Source organism: Celeribacter baekdonensis B30, assembly GCF_000299875.1.
GTDB lineage: Bacteria > Pseudomonadota > Alphaproteobacteria > Rhodobacterales > Rhodobacteraceae > Celeribacter > Celeribacter baekdonensis_A.
The window spans coordinates 190,532-211,572 of sequence record NZ_AMRK01000008.1; the positions used below are offsets into that span (position 1 = coordinate 190,532).

Annotated in this window: 22 protein-coding genes; 10 read left to right on the forward strand and 12 right to left on the reverse strand. The window is 59.2% G+C overall.

The window, feature by feature from the left end; all coding sequences use genetic code 11:
- Positions 1–75 precede the first annotated feature (75 nt).
- From B30_RS14725 to cydD, 7 genes are all read right to left on the reverse strand, one after another.
- Positions 76–438: a DUF5368 domain-containing protein gene (locus B30_RS14725; RefSeq protein ID WP_009572912.1), complete on the reverse strand. Its 363-nt coding sequence runs from the start codon at positions 436–438 to the stop codon at positions 76–78.
- 12 nt (positions 439–450) lie between these two features.
- A complete protein-coding gene (locus B30_RS14730) occupies positions 451–1,779 on the reverse strand; it encodes an NAD(P)/FAD-dependent oxidoreductase (RefSeq protein WP_100220121.1) in 1,329 nt (442 codons plus the stop codon).
- 145 nt (positions 1,780–1,924) lie between these two features.
- Complete coding sequence (gene cydX / locus B30_RS14735; protein ID WP_009572914.1) at positions 1,925–2,053, reverse strand: cytochrome bd-I oxidase subunit CydX; 129 nt, start codon at positions 2,051–2,053, stop codon at positions 1,925–1,927.
- 14 nt (positions 2,054–2,067) lie between these two features.
- Positions 2,068–3,231, reverse strand: coding sequence for a cytochrome d ubiquinol oxidase subunit II (gene cydB / locus B30_RS14740; protein WP_009572915.1), 1,164 nt, complete (start codon positions 3,229–3,231; stop codon positions 2,068–2,070).
- A gap of 5 nt (positions 3,232–3,236) precedes the next feature.
- Positions 3,237–4,850 carry a cytochrome ubiquinol oxidase subunit I gene (locus tag B30_RS14745; RefSeq protein WP_009572916.1) on the reverse strand — a complete coding sequence of 538 codons (1,614 nt, stop codon included), beginning with the start codon at positions 4,848–4,850 and terminating at the stop codon, positions 3,237–3,239.
- A 220-nt stretch (positions 4,851–5,070) separates the two neighbouring features.
- Positions 5,071–6,702, reverse strand: a complete 1,632-nt coding sequence (gene cydC, locus B30_RS14750) for a thiol reductant ABC exporter subunit CydC (protein ID WP_009572917.1) — start codon at positions 6,700–6,702, stop codon at positions 5,071–5,073.
- A complete protein-coding gene (cydD, locus tag B30_RS14755; RefSeq protein ID WP_100220129.1) occupies positions 6,699–8,402 on the reverse strand; it encodes a thiol reductant ABC exporter subunit CydD in 1,704 nt (567 codons plus the stop codon). Before cydD ends, cydC begins: the two co-directional genes overlap by 4 nt.
- Positions 8,403–8,617: 215 nt before the next feature.
- On the opposite strand from cydD, the gene B30_RS14760 reads away from it, so the two are divergent.
- The 6 genes from B30_RS14760 to B30_RS14785 all read left to right on the forward strand — a co-directional run bounded on the left by B30_RS14760 (position 8,618) and on the right by B30_RS14785 (position 13,817).
- On the forward strand, positions 8,618–9,427 hold the full coding sequence (locus tag B30_RS14760; RefSeq protein ID WP_009572919.1) for an arsenate reductase/protein-tyrosine-phosphatase family protein: 810 nt from the start codon (positions 8,618–8,620) through the stop codon (positions 9,425–9,427).
- 11 nt (positions 9,428–9,438) lie between these two features.
- Complete coding sequence (locus tag B30_RS14765) at positions 9,439–10,464, forward strand: ArsJ-associated glyceraldehyde-3-phosphate dehydrogenase (RefSeq protein WP_009572920.1); 1,026 nt, start codon at positions 9,439–9,441, stop codon at positions 10,462–10,464.
- Complete coding sequence (gene arsJ, locus B30_RS14770; RefSeq protein WP_009572921.1) at positions 10,464–11,717, forward strand: organoarsenical effux MFS transporter ArsJ; 1,254 nt, start codon at positions 10,464–10,466, stop codon at positions 11,715–11,717. Before B30_RS14765 ends, arsJ begins: the two co-directional genes overlap by 1 nt.
- Positions 11,718–11,991: 274 nt before the next feature.
- A complete protein-coding gene (locus B30_RS14775) occupies positions 11,992–12,543 on the forward strand; it encodes a biotin transporter BioY (RefSeq protein ID WP_009572922.1) in 552 nt (183 codons plus the stop codon).
- 18 nt (positions 12,544–12,561) lie between these two features.
- Positions 12,562–13,227: an energy-coupling factor ABC transporter ATP-binding protein gene (locus B30_RS14780; RefSeq protein ID WP_009572923.1), complete on the forward strand. Its 666-nt coding sequence runs from the start codon at positions 12,562–12,564 to the stop codon at positions 13,225–13,227.
- Complete coding sequence (locus tag B30_RS14785; protein WP_009572924.1) at positions 13,221–13,817, forward strand: energy-coupling factor transporter transmembrane component T family protein; 597 nt, start codon at positions 13,221–13,223, stop codon at positions 13,815–13,817. Before B30_RS14780 ends, B30_RS14785 begins: the two co-directional genes overlap by 7 nt.
- A gap of 3 nt (positions 13,818–13,820) precedes the next feature.
- Here the strand turns inward: B30_RS14785 and B30_RS14790 are convergent, their stop codons facing one another.
- From B30_RS14790 to B30_RS14805, 4 genes are read right to left on the reverse strand one after another with little or no spacing between them, the layout of a single operon-like run.
- Entirely contained in the window at positions 13,821–14,549 is a 729-nt protein-coding gene (locus tag B30_RS14790) for an SDR family NAD(P)-dependent oxidoreductase (protein WP_009572925.1), read from the reverse strand.
- Complete coding sequence (locus tag B30_RS14795; RefSeq protein WP_009572926.1) at positions 14,546–15,109, reverse strand: DUF3833 family protein; 564 nt, start codon at positions 15,107–15,109, stop codon at positions 14,546–14,548. Before B30_RS14795 ends, B30_RS14790 begins: the two co-directional genes overlap by 4 nt.
- Positions 15,106–15,897 carry a DUF1365 domain-containing protein gene (locus B30_RS14800; protein WP_009572927.1) on the reverse strand — a complete coding sequence of 264 codons (792 nt, stop codon included), beginning with the start codon at positions 15,895–15,897 and terminating at the stop codon, positions 15,106–15,108. The genes B30_RS14795 and B30_RS14800 overlap by 4 nt, the downstream gene beginning before the upstream one ends.
- Complete coding sequence (locus B30_RS14805) at positions 15,894–17,207, reverse strand: NAD(P)/FAD-dependent oxidoreductase (RefSeq protein ID WP_009572928.1); 1,314 nt, start codon at positions 17,205–17,207, stop codon at positions 15,894–15,896. The genes B30_RS14800 and B30_RS14805 overlap by 4 nt, the downstream gene beginning before the upstream one ends.
- Before the next feature lie 176 nt (positions 17,208–17,383).
- On the opposite strand from B30_RS14805, the gene B30_RS22695 reads away from it, so the two are divergent.
- A complete protein-coding gene (locus B30_RS22695; RefSeq protein WP_009572929.1) occupies positions 17,384–18,082 on the forward strand; it encodes a sigma-70 family RNA polymerase sigma factor in 699 nt (232 codons plus the stop codon).
- The gene (locus tag B30_RS14815) at positions 18,079–18,714 is read left to right on the forward strand and encodes a ChrR family anti-sigma-E factor (RefSeq protein ID WP_009572930.1); all 636 of its coding nucleotides are present in this window, start codon (positions 18,079–18,081) and stop codon (positions 18,712–18,714) included. Before B30_RS22695 ends, B30_RS14815 begins: the two co-directional genes overlap by 4 nt.
- Positions 18,715–18,720: 6 nt before the next feature.
- On the opposite strand, the gene B30_RS14820 is transcribed toward B30_RS14815, so the two are convergent.
- Entirely contained in the window at positions 18,721–19,479 is a 759-nt protein-coding gene (locus B30_RS14820; protein WP_040402675.1) for an IclR family transcriptional regulator domain-containing protein, read from the reverse strand.
- A 106-nt stretch (positions 19,480–19,585) separates the two neighbouring features.
- On the opposite strand from B30_RS14820, the gene B30_RS14825 reads away from it, so the two are divergent.
- Positions 19,586–20,305, forward strand: a complete 720-nt coding sequence (locus B30_RS14825; protein ID WP_009572932.1) for a 3-oxoacid CoA-transferase subunit A — start codon at positions 19,586–19,588, stop codon at positions 20,303–20,305.
- Positions 20,306–20,998 (forward strand): 3-oxoacid CoA-transferase subunit B, encoded by a 693-nt coding sequence (locus B30_RS14830; protein ID WP_009572933.1) that lies wholly within the window; start codon positions 20,306–20,308, stop codon positions 20,996–20,998.
- Positions 20,999–21,041 lie beyond the last annotated feature (43 nt).

Consider the following 21,041-nt stretch of genomic DNA (forward strand, 5'->3'; position numbering starts at 1 on the left):
GAGGCGCCGCCTATGAACAAGCCCCCCACTCCGCACGAGATGGGGGGCTTGACCTTCGGGTCGCTCTCGCAGCCGTCAGGATGAGGGGTCGCTTTGCGGCTTTTTGATCAGCGACTGAACGGTGTAGACCAAAATCGCCATACCGACCGCGCCCATAGCGGCCACCCCCAACAGCACGATCACATCAATGGCCCCGCCAATATCCGAAAGCGCCGAATGGGTCATCGCCATCACGAACCAGACGGCCGCAATCGCGCCCAAAGGCATGGAGAGTTGCGCCCAAAGAAATTTGTGCCAACTCACCGACCGGTCCCGGATCAGCACATAGACATAGCCGACAGTCACCAGCACAGCAGCGATAACCATGGTCCAAAACAGACCCCGGCCAAAGATTTCCTCGAAGACCGCAAGAAGGGTTTGGAATGTCATATCTTTCATATCACGCGCTCCTTACGCTTTGCCACGCAGCATGGCGTTATAGGTGGCTTTGAGGGCAACCTCTTTCATCAACCAGGAAATCCACAGCTCTTCGAGCGGGGGGATGATGCCGGGGAAAGAGGGGGTGAGGTTGTTGTTGTAGTCGAATTCCACCAACATCGCGCGGCCGATTTTGGTGATCATCGGGCAGGAGGTATAGCCGTTGTAGGTCTCGGTCGGTTCCCTACCCGCGATGGCGGAGAGGATTTGGTCCTCAACCACCGGCACTTGCCATTTCACCGAAGCGGCAGTTTTGCCCTTTGGCACGCCCGCCACATCACCCAAGGCCCAAATGTCAGGGTAGCGCAGGTGTTGCAACGTGGCCATGTCGCATTCGACCCAACCTTGGTCGGTCCATTTGTCGGCCCAAGACAGGCCGGATTGGCGGATCACCTCAGGCGCGCGTTGCGGCGGGATGACATGGAGGTAATCGTAGTCGATCTCATCCGTGCCCTCGGGCGTGGTGAAGGTGGCACGTTTGCTGCCGGGGTCGATGGATTTCAGAACGTGATGATAGACCGGCGCAATGGTGCGATCACCAAAGAGCATACGGACCTTTTCCGACACAATCGGCACCCCGAACAACGCGCCATCATGAGCTGCGTAGGTGATTTCGGCTTTGCCTCGGTGTCCCGCACGACGCAGGCGATCATCAATCAAAAACGTGTGTTTCAAAGGCGCGCCGGCGCATTTCATTTCGGTGCCCGGACGGGTGAACACGCCATGCCCGCCCTCTTCGATAAATTTAGAGGCGGCTTTCCATGTGGCGGCGGCATATTGCGGCCCGGCATACAAAGCGCCGATGCCATTTTCACCCACCATATCAAGGGAAAACCCTTCGATCGCATCGTGGTCCAGCACAAGCCCGGGGGCCACGACGAGGAAATCGTATCCAAGCGTGTCACCACCTTCGGTCGATACGGTTTTCGCGACGGGGTCGATGGCCACGGCTTTTTGCGCGATCAATGTGACGCCTTTGGGCAACCAATCGGTGGTTTTGGAGGTGACGTAACCGGCGGGCTTCAATCCGGCTGCAACCAATGTCAAACCGGGTTGATAGAGATGCTCTTGGCGCGGATCAATGAGGGTGATTTGCGCACCGTCAAGCCGGGAGACCAATCGGTTGGCAAGGGCGGTGCCGCCCGCGCCCGCGCCGATGATGACGATTTTGGCGGCTGTTTTCAGCGGCGCAGCCTGAACCGTGCCAGAGCTTGCGGCAAGGGCCGTGGCACCGATGGCGAGGCCTAAGAATCCGCGCCGATCCAACGGCCGATCCAACGTAGGTGAAGAACGGGTGTTCATGGGTGTCTCCGCATTGTCGTATGCATATGTATGCATTTTTTTGGTGTAAGAAATCCGCCCCGAAGGGCGGTCCATGTTGGAAAATTGGCCCCGAGGGCGGGGAATGGCAGCCGCCCTCGGAGGTCGACCCTGACCGGGACGCAGGTCAGGTGGTCGTGTCTTCGTCGGCCTCACGGATCAGGCGCGCATCTTCGCGCATCTCAAGCCACATCGCGTTGAGCACAGCGAAAAGGGCGGCGAGCGGGAGGCCTAAGAGCCAAGCGAAATACCACATAAGTCTTTCCTTTCTCAGTAGCTTTGCGAGTTTTGGGTGACGTCGTCTTCGGCCACTTTGCCCCAGAGGACTTTGTAAACCCAAGAGGTGTAGGCAAGGATGAGCGGCATAAAGATCACGGCACAGACCAGCATCACGAAAAGGGTGAGATGCGAGGAGGAGCTGTCCCAGACGGTGAGCGAACTGGACGGATCGACGGTGGAGGGCAGAATGAACGGGAACATGGTCAGCCCGACCGAAGAGATGATGCCAAAGATCGCGAGTTTGGACCACAACAGCGTGGACACTTCACGGCCTGCGCGCAGCCCCATCACGGCCAAAGCGATGCCGACAAAGCCCATGATCGGTGCCACGGCGATCCAGGGCCGGATCGCATAGGCGTCCATCCAACTCCCGCCACGGACGACTTCGGAGAACAGCGGGTTGGACGGCCCGTCTTTGACCACTTCACCCACGATTTGATAGCCCTCGATGCCGAAAGCCAACCAAAGCCCCGCGAGTGCATAGGACAGGGCGGCGACGATCCCGGCAATGGACCCGATGCGACGGGCCCGGTCGGCAATCACGCCTTCGGTTTTCAGGCCAAGCCATGCTGAGCCATGCATCAACAACATGGAGAGCGAGACGACACCGGCCAAGAGCGCATAGGGGTTCAAAAGGCCCAGGAGCTTCATGATCGAATTGCCCTCATACATCGGCATCAACATGTCGGGAGTGAGGTAGAACGGCACACCTTGCAACACGTTGCCGACTGCCACACCAAAGATCAGCGCAGGCACGGCACCGCCAACAAACAACGCCCAGTCCCAAGTGGTCCGCCATGTCGCACTTTCGCGTTTGGAACGGTATTTAAAGCCAACAGGGCGCAGGATCAGCGCTGCCAGCACCAGGAACATCGCAAGATAAAAGCCCGAGAATGAGACCGCATAAAGCGGCGGCCAAGCGGCAAAAATCGCTCCACCGCCCAAGATGAACCACACTTGGTTGCCTTCCCAAACCGGGCCGATGGTGTTGATGATCACCCGGCGTTCGGTGTCTGATTTGCCAACGAAGGGCAACAAGGCACCCACGCCCAAATCAAACCCATCGGTCAAGGCAAAGCCGATCAAAAGCACACCCAAAAGCGCCCACCAGATCACGCGGAGGATGTCGAAAGAGATCAAGTCGTGAAGGATCATGTCATTTACTCCGCAGGGGTTTCAGCAAAGGGGCCTTGGCCATCATGGGTACGCAGACGGTGCGAATGGCGTTCCATCCATGTGTCTGTTTCTTCAACATCCATGTAGGGACCTTTTTTGATGTATTTGAGCATCAACCCCATCTCGACGATGAAGAGCACAGTGTAGAACACCACAAAGCCCGTCAGCGTGATCAAAAGATCGGTGATCGACAGGTTCGAGGCCGAGAGCGCGGTGGGGAGGATGCCGTCCACTGTCCAGGGTTGGCGACCGAATTCGGCGACGAACCAACCAAGCTCGGCGGCAATCCACGGGGTCGGGATGATGATCACGCCCAACCGCAGCGCCCAGCGCGGGAATTGCATGCCTTTGAACGAAGCCCGGTAAAAGAAAAATGCCATGACCGCGATGAAGCTAAACCCAAGTCCGACCATGATACGGAAGGCCCAGAAGATCGGCCAAACCCCCGGCACTGTGTCATCGGCGGCCAGTTGGATTTGCGCCTCTGTGGCGTCGCGCGGATCATCGACATAGCGTTTGAGCAAAAGCGCATAGCCCAGATCCTCGGAATGCTCTTCGAACGTGGCGCGCACCTCCGGCGGAGTCGCATCGCGCTCGGAGCGGATCGTCATCAGCGCGTCATAGGCGATGATGCCAGAGCGCACTTTGTCTTTTGATTCAGCGACAAGCTGGTCGATGCCAGGGATTTCCTCGGTCAGAGACCGCGTACCGATGAGTCCCATCACGTAGGGGATTTCAATGGCATAATGGGTTTCGCGCGCTTCCTTATCGGGGAAGCCGATCAGGGTGAAGGGCGCCGGAGCATCGTGGGTTTCCCACATCGCCTCAATCGCTGCGAGTTTCATTTTTTGGGTGTGCGAGGCGGAGTACCCCGACTCGTCTCCCAAAACCACCACGGACAAGGCGGCCGCCAAACCAAAGGCCGAAGCAACGGCAATCGAGCGGCGGGCCAATTCTGTATGGCGGCCCTTCAGGAGATACCACGCCGAGACACCCAGCACGAACACAGAGGCTGTGACATAGCCTGCCGAGACGGTGTGAACGAATTTGGCCTGTGCCACTTCGTTAAACACGACCTCGAAGAAATTGGTCATTTCCATGCGCATCGTGTCGGGATTGAATTCGGCCCCCACCGGGTTTTGCATCCAACCATTGGCAATCAAAATCCACAGCGCCGAGAAGTTCGACCCGATGGCGACCAACCACGCGACCACCAAGTGTGCGGTGCGCGACAGCTTGTCCCAGCCAAAGAAAAACAACCCAACGAATGTGGCCTCAAGAAAGAAGGCCATCAGGCCCTCAATCGCCAGTGGCGCGCCGAAAATGTCACCGACATAATGGGAATAATAGGACCAGTTCATCCCGAACTGAAATTCCATCGTGATACCGGTGGCGACGCCAAGGACAAAGTTGATCCCAAACAGCGTGCCCCAGAATTTCGTCATCTGCCGCCAAATCGGGCGGCCCGTCATCACATACACCGTCTCCATAATCGCGACGATGATCGACAGACCCAGCGTCAGCGGCACAAAGAGAAAGTGAAAGAGGGCTGTCGATGCAAATTGCAGACGCGACAGCTCGACCAATCCAAACTCCATTGTCTCATGCTCCTATTATGCGAGAAACATATCTCGCAGATATGTATTTAAAACGTAGCATAAATCTCGGCACAGATCGGTACTTTGACTCATGTCAATAAATGCAATATTACAGATATATCTTTTTGTGACCGCGACATGGGCGCGCGCCCACGCCGTTGACACTCAATTCCATGTGACATCAGGACTACGATCAGCCCAAATTTAGGATCAGCCCAATTTAGCCCAGTGTCAAAACCCGATCAGACGCGCCCTGCTCTTCGGCCCGATGCGCCGCCATCAACACGCCCGTGTTCGGCAACGCCGCCCGAATCCCGGCCAAAACCCGAAGGGACGTGACGTGATCCAGCCCTTCGGTCGGCTCATCCAAAAGCAAAACCAAAGGCTGGCGCAATACGGCCCGCGCCAACACAAGACGACGCGCTTCGCCCCCCGACAGGCCCGCGCCGCGTGGGCCGAGCCGCATCGACAATCCGCCTTTGTCCCGCACCACATCATCCAAAGCCACCGCCGCAAGCGCCGCCCAAAGCGTGTCATCATCGGCCTCTGGTGCAACAATCCGCAAATTCTCCGCAACACTGCCCCGCAAAAGCGCCGCGCGTTGCCCGACCAAAGTGACAGTGCCGGGTGAACATTGCGTGACGGGATGAACACCAAGACGCACCTGTCCCCCCGAGGGCACAAGCGCCCCTGCTCCAAGCAAAAGCACCGTGGTTTTGCCTACACCCGACGGCCCTTTGAGCGCGACCCATTCGCCGGGGGCAACCGTCAGATCAAAACCGTCAATCACCCGACGCGTGCCCGCATTGCGGGCAAAGCTGACGTCAGAAAAAACCAAATCCGCCGGGCCGTCCGGCTCAGGATGCACGATGGATGCGACCTCCGGGCCAAGCTGCTCCGACACCCGCCGTGCCGCGCCGATCATCCGGCCGATCTCGGCGACGGCGCGGCGCAAAGGCACAAGTGTTTCCATCAGTGCAAGGGCGGCAAAAAATCCAATGGCGGCGCGAGCGGGGGAAATCTCGCCCATTTCGGCCAAATGCCCACCAATCCAGAGCGCAGAGGCGGCGGCCAGCGCACTGACCGCCATAAGGGCCGCGCCAATCTGACGCTCCAAACGATCGGTCTCCGTGGCAGCCCCTTGACGCCGCATTTCTGCGGCGCGGGTGGTCTCAGTCTGTTTGGTCAATTGGCCATAAACCGCCAAATCTTCGCGCCCGTTGATCAGATCGATCAGGCGCGACCGAAAGGCCTGCGCTGCCATTTCCATCCGCTTTGATGGGGTTTGCGCCCGTCGAATCCCCCAGATCATCACGGCCGCGCCGCCAATGGTGAACAGCCCGAAAATCGCCAATCCCACGCGCAGATCAACCAGCCATGCGATCATCGCACAGGCCACGATTTGGGTCACCGCCCCGGCAATCAGCGGCAAAAACAACCGCAAAGGCACGCCATCAAGGGCATCGACATCGGCAACGATCCGGTTGAGTGCTTGTGCGCCGCGCAGACGGATCAGCCAATCATAAGAGCGCGCCGCAACCCGGCTCAAAAGCGCCACCCGCAGCCGGGTCAGCGCCCGCAACGTGGCGTCATGGGTGAGAATGCGTTCGCCGTAGCGCGTGGCGGTGCGGCCAATCGCCAAAAACCGCACCATGGCGGAAGGGCGAAACACGTCAAACACCGCCCCCGCCCCGATCAATCCCGCCGCGGAGGCCGCTGTGATGAACCACCCCGACAGGCCCAGCAAGGCCGCGCCCATCATCAGCACGAGGGCGGACAGTAGCAGGCCCCGCAACAGCGATTTGGTTTCGCCTTGCACCATGAGGGTGAAAATGCGCCACAAAGCGGTCATTGGGCCGCCTCCGCATCAACGGGGCGATCTTCGGGCTGAATATCAACGACCTGATCCATACGCGCGATAAACACCGGATCATGGGTGGCGACAATCAACGTCGCGCCACGGGCGGCCAGTGCCATCAGCCCCTCGGTGATGCGATCTGCGGTGTCGCGGTCGAGATCGGCGGTGGGTTCATCGGCCAGCACCACGTCCGGTTGCGCCGCAAGCGCGCGGGCCAACATCACCCGCCGCGCCTCGCCGCCAGACAAGCCTCCTCCCGTCTCACCCAACGGGGTCAAATCGCCCTTTGGCAGGGTTTTGAGCACGTCCGCAAGCGCCGCCGTGTCGATCAAGTTGGGCGTCAAAGCCGCGCCAAACGTGATGTTGTGGCGCAGGGAGCGGCCCAAAAACATCGGCGCTTGCGGCATCCAGCCAAGACGGGCGCGCCATGCGTCGGCACTCTCGTCGGTGAGCGGCTGTCCCGCCACGGTGATCTCGCCCGAGGCCGGGTGTTCAAGCCCGGCGATCAGACGCAAAAGCGTGGTTTTCCCCGCCCCGGACGGGCCGGACAACGCGATGCGCGCGCCGGGGGCGATTGTGAGATCGGGATAGGTGATCAGGCGCCGGCCACGTTGGGCCGACACGCCTGCGAGGGTGATCTCTGCTGAGCCGGGCAAAGCCTTCGAGGCAGCGCCCTTGCCCAAAAGCGGCGTCGTGTCTGCCTCTTGCCAAGCGGCCAAATCTTTGGCCACAGCCAACCCCGCCGCCTTGTCATGCCACGCCGCAGACAGGTCGCGCAAAGGCTGGAAATAATCCGGCGAGAGCAACAACAGGAACATGCCAGCCCAAGGCGTCACCCCTGCGCCGTAAGTCCCCCACGACAGTTCGCCCAAAAGCGAAAACCCGACCCAGACCGCCACCATCGCAACGCCCAAAGCGGCGAAAAGTTCGAGCACGGTCGAGGACAGGAAGGCCACGCGCAACACGGCCATGGTGCGGGCGCGCAGGTCATTGGCGGCGATTTCAAATTGCGCGATCACCCGCGGGCTGGCGCCCAAAAGACGCATATCCGCCAAGGCTGCCAACCGATCGACCAACAAATCGTTGAGCGTGCCAATCTCGGACATGTGCCGCTCTGAGGCCTCCTTGGCGGCATAGCCCACGAGCGCCATGAACACCGGAATGAGCGGCCCGGCGATCAAAAGCACCACGCCCACCGCCCATGAATGCCAAAACGCCAGCGCGAGGATCACCAAGGGCACGGTTTTGACTCGCGCCTGCGCCGGGGCGTAACGGGTGATATAGGGCAAAAGCGCGTCGAGTTTTTCACAAGCCAACGCGGCCAGCGCGCCGGGACCGCCAAAGGCAGAGGGTCCGACGCTTTGGGCTTCACGGTCCAAAATCTCTTGGCGGGTGTGGGTCACAATCGACTGACCTGCGCGAAACAAGAGACCCTCGGCAAGATATGAGAGCGCAAGGCGCAGCGCGGCGAGGGCCAGAAAGCCCAACGTGCCAACGAGAACGGACACGCCCCCTGCCCCCACCAAAAGCCGAGAGAACACCGAGGCCACCAAAGCCGCTTGCGGCACCCAGAGCAGCGCAGACAGGGCCGTGAGCCTTGAGGCGGTTCTGATCCCCTTGGCCTCGCGCGACAAAAGTACTGCGAGTACCTGTCGCTCGGGCGCGACGGTTTTGTCTTTTTTCGTTTTTGTCATGCGCGCGTGATCCGAGCGGTGTTTTTGATTGTTATCTGCCTTTGCTGACATGCTCAGACAGGCAGCGCAATCTTTGATGCCGTCTAGGGGCCAATCTGCGGCGGGGTGTCTCACCTTTGGGGCGAAACAGGACGACTGTTACAAAATCTTCACTTGGGCTTTGTTATTAATTCTACTATTCGTGAATTATGGAAAAGATAGCATTCGACTCACCCATGGCCCAAACCGCCTTTGCCGCTCTCGGTCACGAAGGCCGACTTGCGGTGTTTCGCCTGTTGATGCGCTTTGCGCCACATCCGGTGCGCCCGTCCGAAATGGCCGCAGCACTGGACCTAAAAGCCAATACCCTGTCCGGTTACCTGTCTGATCTGACGCAGGCCGGGCTGATCCACGCCAAACGCGATGGGCGATCGCTGTATTATCAGGTCGATTTGGCCGCCTGCGAGGGCTTGGTCGGTTATCTGGTCAACGATTGTTGCCGCGGACGTCCCGAAATTTGCCCACAGGAGGCCAGCTTGTCCCACACATCCCCTTACCGCGTATTGTTCCTGTGTTCAGGCAATTCCGCGCGTTCCATCATGGCCGAATCGATCCTGAACACATTGGGCAAAGGCCGATTTGTGGCCTATTCGGCCGGAACCCGCCCCAATGGTGCGGTCCACCCGATGACCCTGGCGCTTTTGGAGCGCAACGGGCATGACATCACGGGTCTGACATCCAAAGACATTGCCACATTCCAAACCGAAGACACCCCTGCGTTTGATTTCGTGTTTACCGTCTGCGACCTGGCCGCAAGCGAAGAGTGCGCCCCATGGATTGGCCAGCCGTTGAGCGCCCATTGGGGATTGCCTGACCCGGTCAAAGTGACAGGCACCGAGGCCGAGAAAGCCCTGGCCTTTGCACAGACCTACAGCCAGCTCTTTCATCGGATCAAAGCCTTTGTCGCGCTGGACGACAACCGCCGGATTGATGGCCTGAGCCGGCTGTCGCTTCAGGCTCAGATCGACCAAATTTCAGAGTCTTAAAGGACCCTCTCATGACCCAGACCTCAGCTCCTAAAATCGCGCTCAATGGCCTTGGCCGGATGGGAAAACTGGCCCTTCGCGACCTGTTTGACCGCGGGCTTGGCGAGAATATCGTGTTGATCAATGACCTCGCCGGGGACACGGAGCAGCACGCGCTTTTGTTGGAGTTCGACTCGGTACATGGTCGCTGGGGCGCACGGATTTCGCATGATGCGGACAGCCTGACCGTGAACGGCACCCAGATGAGGATGACCCATCACGCCCGGATCGAAGACCTGCCTTTGGCCGCACTCGACGTCGATCTGGTGATCGACTGCACCGGGGTGTTCAAAACCGCTGACAAGATTGCGCCCTATTACGCGGCCGGGGTGAAAAAAGTCGTGGTCTCTGCCCCGGTCAAGGACGGCGGCGCGCTTAATCTGGTCTATGGCGTGAACCATCACCTCTACGATCCGGCCACGCATGATCTGGTCACGGCGGCGTCCTGTACCACCAATTGTCTGGCTCCGGTGGTCAAGGTGATCCACGAAAACCTCGGTATCAAACATGGGTCGATCACCACGATCCATGACGTGACCAACACACAGACCATCGTTGATCGTCCCGCCAAAGACATGCGCCGGGCGCGCTCGGCGATGATGAACCTGATCCCGACCACAACCGGCTCGGCCACGGCGATCACATTAATCTATCCCGAACTCAAAGGCCGCTTGAACGGCCATGCGGTGCGGGTGCCTTTGCTCAACGCCTCTTTGACCGACTGCGTCTTTGAGGTCGAACGCGAAACTACAGCCGAAGAGGTCAACGCCCTGTTCAAAGCCGCATCCGAAGGCGAACTTGCAGGCATTTTGGGCTATGAGACCCGCCCGCTGGTGTCTTGCGACTATATCAACGATCCGCGCTCAAGCATTGTTGATGCGCAATCGACCATGGTGATTCACGGCACACAGGTCAAAATCTATGCCTGGTACGACAATGAATGGGGCTATGCCTGCCGCTTGGCCGATGTCGCGCGTTTGGTTGTGGGGACCATGTGATGACCCCGACCACGCCTGCGCACAACCCCTTACGCGCCTATATGGCGGTGACCGCCTCCTATTGGGCGTTCATGCTCTCCGACGGCGCGCTGCGCATGCTGGTTTTGTTGCATTTCAATGGGTTGGGTTTTTCTCCGATCCAATTGGCATGGCTGTTTTTACTCTATGAAGTGGCTGGGATTGTGACCAACCTCACCGCCGGGTGGCTGGCCGCACGGTTTGGTTTGGCGGCCACCTTGTTTGCCGGGCTGGCGATCCAAATCGCGGCACTGATTGCGCTTGCGGGGCTCGATCCGGCATGGTCTGTCTCCGCCTCTGTCGTCTATGTCATGGCCGTTCAGGGCGCCTCCGGCGTGGCAAAAGATTTAGCGAAAATGTCGTCGAAATCAGCGGTTAAACTGTTGGCACCCTCACATGATGGCGCGCTGTTTCACTGGGTTGCGGTGCTGACCGGATCGAAAAACGCGATCAAAGGTCTGGGCTTTTTCATCGGCGCGGCCTTGTTGGCTCTGGTCGGGTTCAAACCCGCCGTTTGGGGTATGGCGGCGATCTTGGCGGCGATCCTGATCGCCGTGGTGTTGTTCTTGCCTAAAGGCTTGCCCATTGGCAAAAAAGGTACGAAATTCTCCGCCGTTTTCTCCAAAGACAGACGCATCAACCAACTCTCCTTGGCGCGGATGTTCCTGTTTGGCGCGCGTGATGTGTGGTTTGTCGTCGGTCTGCCGATCTATTTCCATGATGTGCTCTCGGATGGCACACCCGAGGGCGGGCGAGAGGCGTTTTTTATCGTCGGTGGCTTTATGGCCCTGTGGATCATCGCCTATGGCGCGGTGCAAGGCCTTGCTCCGAAACTGCTCAACGCCGCCGCTCATAGCGTCACGCAGACCACGCGATCCGCCATGCATTGGGCTGGATTTTTGACACCGATCCCTTTCGCCCTCGCGGCTTTGGCCCTGCTCGCTGGCGCCCCCACGCTCTGGCTCACGCTCTCTTTGGTCGCCGGGCTTTTGCTCTTTGGCTTTGTCTTCGCGATCAATTCCTCGGTCCATTCCTATCTCATCCTCGCCTTTTCCGGTGCCGAACGCGTCACCATGGATGTCGGATTTTATTATATGGCCAATGCCGGGGGGCGGCTTTTGGGCACGCTTTTGTCGGGCCTCTCCTATCAGGCGGGGGGCTTGCCCCTTTGTCTGGCGACAGCGGGGATCATGGCCGGATTGAGCTTTCTCTCGGTCCGGCGTTTGACCCGTTGATCCGGGCCACACAGCACCCTGCTTTGCAATCTCTCTGCAATCCGGGCAGGTCCATCCGGGGTTTGAATACCCTTTTGCAAACCCGACCTGCTAAAGCGGTTTGGAGTAAAATCCCATAAAATAAGGCTTTACCGCGCCTGCCCCAGCCGGGTAACACTCGGGGCCAAGACCTTTGGCTCTCGAGACCTCCGTTTCGTCCGCCAAGCAAAACAACCTAAAACACGACCAAAAACACGGCCAAAACCAAAAACGCACCTGACAGAGGACCCACCCCATGACCACACGCGACATCGTATTCATCGCCCTGTTCGCCGCCATCACCGCCGTGGCGGGGATCTTTCCGCCGATCACCTTGCCGCTCCTGTCTGTGCCGATCACCGCGCAATCCCTGGGCGTGATGTTGGCTGGCGGCGTTCTAGGTGCAAAACGTGGCGCTTTGTCGATCATCCTGCTCTTGGTTCTGGTCGCGATTGGCCTGCCGCTTTTGTCGGGCGGGCGCGGCGGTCTGGCCGTCTTCCTGGGACCGTCCGCGGGCTTTTTGGCCGGTTGGGTCGTCGCCGCTTTTGTCATCGGCTGGCTGACCGAGCGGTTTTGGGACGGTTTGTCCTTCATCCACGCCGCCCTCATTTGCGCCTTTGGCGGCATCGTTGTGATGTATCTGATCGGTATTCCGTGGATCACCCTCTCCGCAGGCGTGCCCTTGGCCAAGGCGATCGGCGGCTCCATCGCCTTTATTCCCGGCGATCTGGTCAAATGCGTGATTGCGGCGGGTGTCATGATCACTGTGAAACGCAGCTATCCGATCATCGGCGCGCGTGTGGCGTAATCTGGATCAGACACTCAGATGATGCAGTTCGACAGGGTCACTGTTGCCAAAGAGGGTCGCACGATCCTGTCGGAGATCAGCCTTGATTTGCCCGAACACCGTATTGGCGTGATCGGCAACAATGGCTCCGGAAAAAGCACATTTCTACGCCTGTTCAATGGCTTGGAACGCCCGACCTCGGGGCGCGTGCGCTACAAAGGAGAGGACAAAACCGACCTGCGTCAACATGTTGGCTTTGTCTTTCAAAACCCCGACAATCAAATCGTTTTCCCGATGGTGGACGAGGATCTCGCCTTTGGGCTGAAGGCGCGCAAACTGTCGAAACCCGAGATCAAAACGCGGATCGACGCCGTGCTCACCGAACTGTCCCTGACCCATCTGCGTGAACGCCTGACCCATCAATTGTCGGGCGGGGAAAAGCAGATGGTGGCGCTGGCGGGCGTGCTTATCACCCGTCCCGATCTCATCGTGTTTGACGAGCCGACCACACTGTTGGACCTGCGCAACAAGCTACGCTTCATGTCCGTGCTCGACGCTCTGCCGCACCCTGCGGTGGTGGTGTCGCATGATCTCGATTTGCTGGCGGGTTTTGATCGCATCCTCCACATCGAGGACGGCCATATCATCGCTGATGGCGTGCCCGACGTGGTCATCCCGGCCTATATCGCGCGCTCGACATGCTGACCGAACTCTACGTCGTAGGGCAAAGCCCGCTGCACCTCGCGCCTCCGGCGCTGAAACTGGGGCTGTTGTTCGTCTATTGCACCCTGTTGTTTGTGATCCCGCATCCGGGCGTGTTGGCGATTGGCGCGGTTTTGGTCGCGCTTGGCTATGGCCTCTCCGGGCTGAAAGCCTCTCACGCGGTGATGGCCGTGCGCCCGGCATTTTACGTCTTGGTGATCATATTCGCTGTGCAGCTTTGGCTCGAAGGCCCCGGCATGGCCGCCTATATCGTCGCGCGATTTGCCTGTCTTTTAATGGCGGCAAGCCTTGTGACCTTCACCACCAAAGCCAGCGAATTCATCGACGGCATCTTGGCCGCGCTGACCTATGCGCCCGCTTGGGTACCAAAGGCGAAAATCGCACTGGCGATGTCTTTGGTCTGGCGGTTTATCCCGATGGTGCGCGGCATTTTTGACGAGGTGCGCGAGGCACAAAGTGCGCGCGGACTGGGGCGTAACATGACCGCTTTGTTCGTGCCGATTATTGTGCGCACTCTCAAATCCGCCGACGAAATCTCAGAGGCGATCCACGCGCGGTCCTTAGAGGACTGACCCTCAAGCGCCTGTTATTTTCAAGAAAATACGACGTGGAATAAAATGCGCCAATGAGAACAGCCATGAAAAGGGCCGTGGAAAATTGGTTTCGAACCGGCCACTGTCCATCGCCCGCATGACGTGGGCGGCGGCCTCTTTCGGCTCCATCAACATCGGCATGTCAAAGTCATTTTTGTCGGTCAGCCGGGTGCGAATAAAGCCCGGATTGGCGCATTGCACCCGCACACCGCTCTTGTGCAAATCGGCGTATAGCGTCTCGGCCAAATGCATCAGCCCCGCCTTGCTCGCACCATATCCGATGGCCCCCGGAAGGCCGCGATGCCCCGACAGCGAGCCGATCAAAACGATATGACCGGCGTCGCGTTTGGTAAACTCCGGCACGATATGATTGAGCACGGAGACCGCCCCCATCAGGTTGACCGCGAACATGGTGGAGACCGATTTGGCCTGCCACCGTTGCGCCGTCATCGGATCGTAAGTGCCCGCGACATAGATCACGCCATCGACCGCCCCCGCCGCCGTGTAAGCCTGTTCCACAGAGGCCGCATCGGTCACATCCATCACCACGGCGCGGGCGGCGTTGAGACTGGCTGCGACCTCCTTCAACCGATCCTCGGAGCGCGCCGACAGGATCAGCCGCGCGCCTTTCGCGTCCAGTGCCTCGGCCAAAGCCCGGCCCAATCCTTCGCTGCCGCCAATGATCCAATAGGTCTTGCCAAGATAGGTCATTTCGCCGCCTCAGCAGGCCGCATCGTCGCCACCAGTTCTGCCACTTTGATGCCGAATTTACGCATCTCAGAGCGGTTCACGATCACACCATTTGGGGCCAGATAGAGCCAATCGGTGACATCCAACACATGCCCACCCGAGTCGTCTTCCAATTTAATTTTGTAGCGCATCGAAAGCGTCGCCCCGGACAATTGCCCGGTGGCGGTGCCGATGATGTCGGGCGCTGTGGCGGTCAATGCGCCAGTGTCATCAAAGGATAGCGCCCATTCGCGCACCTGTTGACCGCCGCGGGCATAGGTGAATTCCTCGCGCAATGTGCCGTTCAGCCCATCCCATGTCCCGGTCATCCGGGCCACGAACCGCGACGCGACCCGGCCATCGGGGCCATAGATCACGCCCTCGGACTCAATCGGTCCGTTGAGGTGAACCTGCGGGTCAAACCCCGGCAATGTGTCGGCATAATCCGCAGGCTTTTGCGCGCGAAAATTATTTCCGGGCCGCCAGAGAACCACCACAGCCAGCAACAGGATGACGACGAGCACGATGAGGATGAGTTTCATGATTGGACCTTTTTGGCCGAGGATGTGAGGGGTATTTGGGGCGGGCTCAAACTGTCTTTTGGCGGCTCGGGACGCGGACGATACCGTGCGCCTTTGAATTTGAGCCGGAGCGCTTGGGCGTAGATCAAAATCAACGTGCGCAACGCCCCGAAAGGACGGCGCAGCGTGGCCCGTAGGATCGATCCATTGGTGAGTTTGCGCCGCGCGCCGGTGAGTGTGGCAATCAGCCCCTCTTGGCCATTGTCATGCAGGATACGGATAGCGATGCGGTCAGTGTGAATGGCAAAGCTAAAGCGATAGCCGCCTTTGATCTCCTGGAACGGCGAGACGTGAAACACTTTGTGGGCGGTGATCACGTCCGTGGCGGCGATAGGGGCAAAGTCCGGCAGGTGGCAGAGGTAATTGTGCCGATCACCAAAGGTGTTGTTGACCTCGGCAATCACCGCGACAAGCGCATCTTCGCGACAGGCCAACCAAAAGCTGACCGGGTTGAATGAGAATCCAAGGAACGCGGGCTGCGTCAAAAGGCGTAGACTGTAGCCCTCTGACAAACCAGCGTTTTCCAACGTCTCCCGCGCCCAAAGCGCACCCTGCCCGGCCTGGCGAATGCCACCATGATTGCGGTCATGCACGGCAAACAGGTTAAAGCGATTGCGCGAGAACAGGCGCGGGTGGCGGGGGCTTTCGGGGTCGATCAAGACATAGTCAACGCCATAGCGAAAGCGATGTTTGAGCGCCCCGCGCCGGGCATGAACCGTCTGGCCCGCGATATGTTCGGGGGCGATCATTGTGCCGCAATCGTGGCGGCGGTCGCGGACACAGCAACCTGTGCGGTGAGCGCCTCGGCGACACGCACCGCGCTTGCAAACCCGTCCTCATGGAACCCGTTGCCAAGGTAAGCCCCCGCAAACCATGTGCGGTTTTGACCCTGAAGCGCTGCGATCTCGCCTTGGGCGCGCAGGGCCGCGTGATCAAACACCGGATGACGAAATGTCACTTCGTCATAGACCATGGCCGGGTCCGGTGTATGGGCCGGATTGAGGGTGACGAAAAGCGGGTCGTGCTCGGGGATATTTTGTAGCCGGTTCATCCAATAGGTGACGCCGATTTGGGTGCGGCTCTCGTCTGATTTGGCCTGATAGACCCAAGAGGACCAACAGGTTTTGCGCTTTGGCATAAAGGAGGCGTCACGATGCAGCACGACCCGGTTGTCTTGGTAACGCAGATCGGCCAGTGCGCCGGTTTCAGGTGCCGAAGGAGTCTCCAGAAGTTTGAGTGCGGTGTCGGAATGGCAGGCAAAAATCACCTGATCAAACCGCTCGGGCGCGCCCCCGACAGGCGTGATCTCAACCCCCATTTCGTCGCGCCGAACCTTGGCAATCGGCGCGCCTGTGCGCAAATCGGCGCCACGTCCCATAAGATGCGCCTCAAGACGGCGGACATATTCGACCGATCCGCCAGACACCGTCCACCATTGGTGTTGACCTGTTGCGCTGAGCAGCGCGTGATTGCGGAAAAATTGCACCAAGGCGCGGGCCGGAAAGGCGCGGATGTCCTCGGGCGAGGTCGACCAGATCGCACCACAGATCGGCATCAGGTAATAGCGCTGAAACCACGCCCCGAGCTTCATATCCTCGACCATCTCGCCAATGGTCATGTGCTCATCTTTGGCGGCGGCTTCGGCACCGGCGTTAAAACGAAAAATGTCGCGGACCATGCGAATGAATCCGGGACGCAGCAGGTTGCGCTTTTGCCCCACCAAAGCCGCTAGGGATTTCAGCCCATATTCCACCCGCCCGCCATCAATCGTTGCACCAAAGCTCATGTCACTTGGCTCAACCGGCACACCAAGCGCGGCAAACATCTCGGTGAGATGCGGGTAATTGGCGTAGTTGAACACGATAAACCCAGTGTCCACCGGCCTGTCGCCCTTGGCCCCGGCCATCACCGTGCGGGCATGGCCTCCCAAACGTGGCTCAGCCTCAAACAGGGTCACAAGATGCGTTCCGGCCAGACGGTAGGCGGCTGCGAGGCCTGAAATGCCGCCGCCGATGATGGCGATCCGTTGGACGGGGGCGGGGGATGCGTCAAATGACATATAATATCTCCTTGGTTACAAAGCACTACGCGGCGCGTGCGCTTTTGGATCAAAACGATGATCACAAACCGAACCGAACGGAGAGGTGGTGCGACAAATCGCAAAAAAGGGAGAGCCAAAGTGATCCATCCCTCGACGGGCCGCGTAAACCAGATATGTTGACCCAAGACCATCATATGTTTGCATCCGTGCTGGAGCCCACTGCTTCCTTTGAGGCTGGGGCGTTTGTGGTGCCGATTGAAAAGACGGGCCCGTCCCGCACTCAACGGCGCGCGACCAGCCCACGGAGCACCGCGAAAGGGCCGACCGACGTGACATCCTCCTCGACCGACACCCCATCGGATCAGACCCAATGGATGCTCAAGGTGCGCGATCAGCGCGACAAGGCGGCGTTTTCTGCCTTGTTTGACCATTTCGCCCCGCGCCTCAAAGGCATGGTGATGCGTTCTGGTGCCTCCTCGGCGCAGGCCGAAGATGTGGTGCAAGAGGTGATGTTAAAGGTCTGGCGCAAGGCGCATTTGTTTGATCCCGAACGGGCGCAGGTCTCGGCGTGGATTTATCAAATCGCCCGCAACCAACAGACCGATCATTTCCGCAAAAACGCGCGGCCTGTGCCAGAGGCGTTGAAAACCCCGGAGCTGCCCGAACCAGACGTCAGCCACGTCATTGCGCTCGAACAAGAGGTTCAGCACCTCAAACGCGCGATGGCGGCACTCAGCCCGGATCAAAGGCAGATGGTCGAACAGGCCTATATGGGCGAACTGAGCCACAGTGAAATCAGCGAAGCGACCGGATTGCCGCTTGGAACCATCAAATCCCGCATCCGCCTCGCCTTGGAAAAACTCAGACACGACATGAAAGGAGCACGATCATGAGCCATATCACCCATCACGTCTCTGACGATGTTCTTTTGGCCTATGTGTCGGGTCACCTGCCTCAGCCCTATGCGGTGGTGGTCGCCAGCCATCTGTCGCTCTGCGACGACTGTCGCGCACGCTCTGAGGCCCATGCCCATGCCGGTGGCGTGGTGATGGACACGGGTGCCGTGTCTGATGTCTCGGGCATATTAAAATCGCGGCTGTTTGACGAACTCGACGCCGTTTTGGAGGAAGAGCCCGAGTATGAAACCAAAGGCCCCTACCCGGCCCCGGTGATGGCCACACTTGGTGGCTCTGAACTGCGGTGGACACACATGGGGCTTGGCACGAAACAGGCGATTTTGCAGCATGACAAGGCCGGAAGCGTGCGGCTTTTGTATATCCCCGGCGGCATGGCCGTGCCCGATCATGGCCACAACGGGTTGGAGTTGACCTTGGTGTTGCAAGGCGCGTTTCGCGATGAAACCGGGCGGTACGGCGTGGGCGATCTTGAGACTGCCGATGGCAGTTTGGAGCACACGCCCATTGCAGAGCCAGGAGAGGCCTGTATTTGTCTGGCCGCGACCGACGCAAAATTGCGGTTCTTGTCGCTTGTGCCGCGCCTGTTGCAACCGATCTTTCGGATCTGAGGCGGGTTACAACACCCGCTTCAACCCGGATTGCACCTTCAACAATTTCGGCAAATAGATCGGGATCAGGGCGTCCACGCGGGCCTGTGTGGCGGCCATTCCGGTGTTGAGCGCCGCCACGACTGCACCATGGCTGTTCACCAAGGGCACGGCGATGGAGCGCAGCCCGATCTCGACCTCTTGATCAATCAACGCATAGCCTTGGCTGCGCACCAAATCGACCCGCGCCATGACCTCTTCGGGGTCAGTGACGCTAAATTTCGTGCGCGGCGAAAGGTCAGAGGCCTCGACCACCGCCCTCGCTTCCTCGCGCGGCAAAGCGGCCAAAAGCACCCGCCCCATCGAGGTACAATGCGCCGGAAGACGCGATCCGGGCATCAACCCGATCGACATCACCCGTTTTTGCGCCGCGCGGGCAAGATAGACGATTTCGGTGCGATCCAAAATCGACACCGAACAGCTTTCGCCAATATTTTCCGTCAGTTGATCCAACCAAGGCTGCACGATTTGCGGCAGCGGCAAGGCGGATATCGCCCCCATCCCAAGTCGCAAAGCGCGGTGGGTCAGCGTGAAGAATTTACCGTCATACTCGGCATAGCCCTCCACATGCAGCGTCAAAAGACAGCGCCGCGCGGTGGCCCGATCCAGCCCGGTTTGTTTCGACACATCGGTGATCGACAGTTTCGGCGTCTCTGCCCCGAAACATTCGAGAACATGCAGGCCCTTGGCCAGAGAAGAGATGGTATCGGATGATTTGTTCGCCATGCGCACGACAATTGTCACAACGCGAACAAATGTCAATATGCGCACAAAAGGACTCGGCCTTTTGCGATGGCAAAGCTAGATCAGCGTTCAGAATAAGGAGAGTCTCATGGACAAAACCATCCCTACCGTGGCCGAGGCCATCGCCGAGATTCCGGACGGTGCACAGGTCATGATCGGCGGTTTCGGCGGCTCCGGCGCGCCGATCGAATTGATCCACGCACTGATTGACCGCTTTCGCGAAACCGGTAGCCCGAAAAACCTGACCGTGATCAACAACAACGCGGGCAATGGCGGCATCGGCATTGCCGCAATGATCAAAGCGGGCATGGTCGCTAAAATGATCTGTTCCTTCCCGCGCAGCTCCAACGCCGAAGCCTTCAACGAGAAATACCTCGCGGGCGAGATCGAATTGGAACTGGTGCCGCAGGGCACATTGGCCGAACGCATCCGCGCGGCCGGCGCGGGCATCCCGGCGTTTTACACGCCCTCCTCGTTTGGCACCGAACTTGCGATCGGCAAGCCGACCGAAGAGTTCGACGGCAAAATGTATGTCCGTGAACGCTGGCTCAAGGCCGATTTTGCCCTGATCAAAGGTCAGATCGGCGACACGGTCGGCAATCTGAACTACCGCCTTGCGGGCCGCAACTTCAATCCGCTGATGGCCATGGCTGCGAACAAAACCATCGCCCAAGTCTCCGAACTCGTCGCCCCCGGCGGCATCAACCCGGAGCAGGTCATCACCCCCGGCCTGTTTGTCGACGTGGTGGTCGAAGTTGCACATCCTCAACAAGAAGAAGTGCTCGTACGCACGGGAGTGGTCCATTAAATGTCCGATTTCAACATTTCCGACGTGGCGCTGAACAACGCCCAAATCGCCTGGCGCGCCGCCCAAGACATCGAAGATGGCTCCTATGTGAACCTTGGGATCGGCTTTCCCGAGATGATCGCCAAATTCCAACCCGAAGGCCGCGATGTCACCTATCATACCGAAAACGGTGTGTTGGGCTTTGGCAAAGCGCCGCTTGAGGGCGAGGAAGATTGGGACCTGATCAATGCGGGCAAAAAGGCGATCACGCTCAATCCGGGCGCGTCATTTTTCCACCACGCCGACAGTTTCGCCATGGTCCGCGGCGGGCACCTCGATCTCGCCGTGCTGGGCGCGTATCAGATCGCGCAAAACGGCGATTTGGCGAATTGGCGCGTGGGGTCCAAAGGCGTGCCTGCGGTCGGCGGGGCGATGGATTTGGTCCATGGTGCGAAACGCGTCGCCGTGGTCACCGATCACGTCACCAAAGATGGCAAACCGAAATTGGTCGAGACCTGCACCTTTCCGCTCACCGGCGTGGCCTGTGTGACGCGCGTCTACACCTCGCTCGCCGTGGTCGATATTGAGGATGGAAAATTCATCCTGCGGGAAAAAGTGCCGGGGATCACCTTGGCGCAATTGCAGGCCGTCACGGGCGCAACGCTTCATATTGACGGCGATGTGGCTGAGCTGAATGTACCGGAGGATTTGTAATGCAAGACGTTTACATCTGCGACTATATCCGCACGCCTGTGGG